The sequence below is a fragment of the Arthrobacter sp. 10T419 genome, assembly GCF_056394105.1.
In genome coordinates this window covers 1-3324 of the sequence record NZ_JBFTHF010000020.1, presented here as the reverse complement: position 1 = coordinate 3324, position 3324 = coordinate 1, and the positions used below count along the sequence as shown (strand labels likewise).

1 protein-coding gene and 1 rRNA gene are annotated in these 3324 nt (G+C 65.5%); one reads left to right on the top strand and one right to left on the bottom strand.

What is annotated here, in order from left to right:
- Positions 1-613 precede the first annotated feature (613 nt).
- Positions 614-3052, top strand: a complete 2439-nt coding sequence (locus AC1DBD_RS17660) for an HAD-IC family P-type ATPase (RefSeq protein ID WP_476982697.1) — start codon at positions 614-616, stop codon at positions 3050-3052.
- A 188-nt stretch (positions 3053-3240) separates the two neighbouring features.
- Here the strand turns inward: AC1DBD_RS17660 and rrf are convergent.
- Positions 3241-3324, bottom strand: a 5S ribosomal RNA gene (gene rrf / locus AC1DBD_RS17655); the annotation flags it as partial.

Sequence of the window (3324 nt, the reverse complement as noted above, 5' to 3'; positions counted from 1 at the left end):
TGGCAGGCCCGGCACAATCAACCAATTCAATAAAAAATTGGTATCAACAAACTTGGCACACTATTGAGTTCTCAAACAACAGACACACCCGGCACCACCCAAACCCAACGGTCCAGGATCGCTCCGGAGCAACTTTTCAAACTTACCCGGTGTCGACTTCCAAAGCAAATCCGACTTCCCGGACCTACATCAGCAGACGAACCAGCCCCACCAGAATTCTTTAGCGATTGAACCGCCGAAAGAACTTGGTCTTGAATTATTTTTGGGGGATTGGCCGCCTCCGGTCCTCCAGCGTTTCCGCTGTTCTCCCTCGTGGCGACTTAGAAAACAATACACCCAGTCGACGGTGACCGCAAACCCGCTTCGCGGCTGCGCCGGGGTGCCCTACGGCCGCCCCCGGAACCTCGCCGAACCGGCGCCGCACCGCCGTCGTACGGGCTCCGCACTGGCGCGGCACCGGCGCCGTTGTCGCCCGGGCGGCAGCCCGGCGTCGTCAGTGGGAGCTGTATGCTCCGTCACCTTAGGCCGCTGCTGCGGATACCATCAGGGGGTGAGGGCACAACGCCGGCGCCAGATAGCAGTCCCGCTCAGTCGGCGTGTGTCCGGCCCGGCTGTGAACGGGCTTTCGCAGCACGACGTCACCGCCCGCATCGAGAGTGGGCTCGACAACCGCGTGCCGGACAAGACCAGCCGGAGCCTGTGGCAGATCTTCCGCGCCAACGTCCTCACCCTCTTCAACGCGATTGTCGGCTCAAGCTTCCTCGTGCTGCTGCTCCTCGGCCGCTGGCAGGACGCATTGTTCGGCCTGGCTGCCGCGGGCAACGCGGTGATCGGCGTGGTCCAGGAATTCCGGGCCAAAAGGTCCCTGGACCGTCTTGCGGTCTTGGATGCCCCGCGTGCACGGGTACTGCGCGACGGCCAGATCCGGGAGATCGCCACGGCCGATGTCGTCCGCGATGATGTCCTGGTACTGCGTGCCGGGGACCAGGTTACGGCGGACGCAGCAGTGCTCGAAGCCGCCGGACTCGAGGCGGACGAATCCCTCCTCACCGGCGAATCGGACCCCGTGGCCAAAGACACCGGGTCCGACGTGCTTTCCGGATCCATCATTGTGGCCGGGCACGGCAAAGCCCGGGTGGTGCGGGTGGGTGCGGAGTCATTCGCCAGCCGGCTCACCGCTGATGCACGCCGGTTCTCCCTGGTGAACTCGGAGATCCGCAACAGCCTCAACCGTGTGCTTCGCTGGATAGCCTGGGCGATCCTGCCTGTCGCGATCCTTGTGGTCAACGGCGAGCTGCAGGCGCGGGGCGGTTGGCAGGATGCCGTCGCCACAGGCACCTGGACGACAGCCTTGGTAGGCGTCATCGCCAGCGTAATCGCAATGGTTCCGTTGGGCCTCGTGCTGCTGACCAGCGTGGCATTCGCCGTCGGAGGGCTCAGGCTCGCCAGCCACAAGGTCTTGATCCAGGAACTCGCTGCGGTCGAAGGCCTCGCAAGGGTGGACGTCCTCTGCATGGACAAGACCGGCACCCTGACGGAGGGCGGCCTGAGATTCGAGGCGGTTCACCAGCTGACGCCAACGCCGGATCCAGGCTGGCAACAGGCCCTCGGTTGGTTTGCCGCTGAGCCCGAGGCAAACGCCACGGCGCGGAGCCTCGGCGCCGCTTTCGAGGACGACGGCGGATTCCAGTCGATCTCCTACGTTCCGTTCTCCTCCTCCCGGAAGTGGAGCGGGGTGACCTTCGGTGGAGGCAACGGGGCGACGCCCACCTGGATTCTCGGGGCGCCGGAAATGATCCTGGCTCCGGGAAACAGCATCACCGTAGATCCGGCGCCGGGGGCAGCTGCCGGGTCCTCCGACGAACCGGCCCGGACAGCGGAGCCAGGCCATGCCGACGTGCTGCAGCAAGCCGGCAAGCTTGCCAGCACCGGCTTGCGGACGCTGCTGCTGGTCGGAGCGGACACGCCTCCGGGGGCGAGCAAGACGCCGACGCTGCCCGACGGTCTCAGGCCGGTCGCACTCCTGACGTTTCGGGAGCAGACCCGGTCCGATGCCCGGGACACCCTGGAATTCTTCCGCGCCGAGGGCGTGGAGTTGAAAATCATCTCCGGCGACGATCCGCGGACCGTCGCCGCCATCGCGCGTCGGGTTGGCCTCGACGTGGCCCAAGGCTACGACGCACGTTCGCTGCCCGAAGATCCCCTGCTTCTCGAGGAGGTGATGGGGGGCAACAACGTCTTCGGCCGCGTCAGCCCTGATCAAAAGAAGGACATGGTCGCTGCCCTGCAACGGCTTGGACACACCGTGGCAATGACCGGGGACGGGGTCAACGACGCCCTCGCCCTGAAAACGGCAGACCTTGGCATCGCCATGGATTCTGCGGCGCCGGCTACCAAGGCGGTAGCGCGGCTGGTCCTCCTCGACGGCCGCTTTGACCGGCTTCCGGAAGTGCTGGCAGAGGGTCGGCGCGTCATCGCCAACATCGAGCGGGTCTCAAGCCTCTTCCTCAGTAAGACGGCGTATTCCATTGCCATCGCCGTCAGTTTCGGACTGCTGCAGTGGCAGTTCCCGTTTCTCCCCCGCCAGCTCTCCTTCACGGACGGCCTCACAATCGGCATCCCCGCTTTCTTCCTGGCACTGATGCCGAACACCCGTCGCTATAAGCCGGGTTTCCTGCGCCGCTCACTCTGGTTCTCGCTGCCGGCCGGACTCATCGTCGCGGCCACCTTGCTTGTGCTCAATGCCATCGCGCCGTCGGCGGCAGCGCCGGGGCCGGAAGCGGTGCGCTCCGCTTCCGTTCTTACCCTCACAGTGGTGGGGCTCTGGATCCTGGCGGTGGTATCCCGGCCGCTCAACGCCGGCCGGGTCGGTGTACTGGCGGCGATGTGCGCCGCCCTCGTCATTCTGCTCAACATCCCCTTGGCACAAGATTTCTTCATTCTCTCCTGGCCACCAGCCGGGCTTTTACTCGCAGCACTGGCAACCGGGGCCGGCGGCGGCCTCGCAATCGAGCTCCTTGCGTGGCTCCACGGCCGCAAGTTTCCCCGCTGACCATGCTGGCGGCGCCGGCTGGGTTACGAAGAAGGCCCTCTGCCGTCCGGCTCCCAGCTCGCCCCAGAGATCCGGACTTGCCTTCGTCAGCTGGCCGGATCTGCGGGAGCGTGCGTCGGATGCCTGTGTTTGGGGTGTTAAAAGGCTCAGGCCCCGACACTGTGTGTCGGGGCCTGGCTGTAATGGTTGTCCGGCGGTGACCTACTCTCCCACACCCTCCCGGGTGCAGTACCATCGGCGCTGTGGGTCTTAGCTTCCGGGTTCGGGATGGG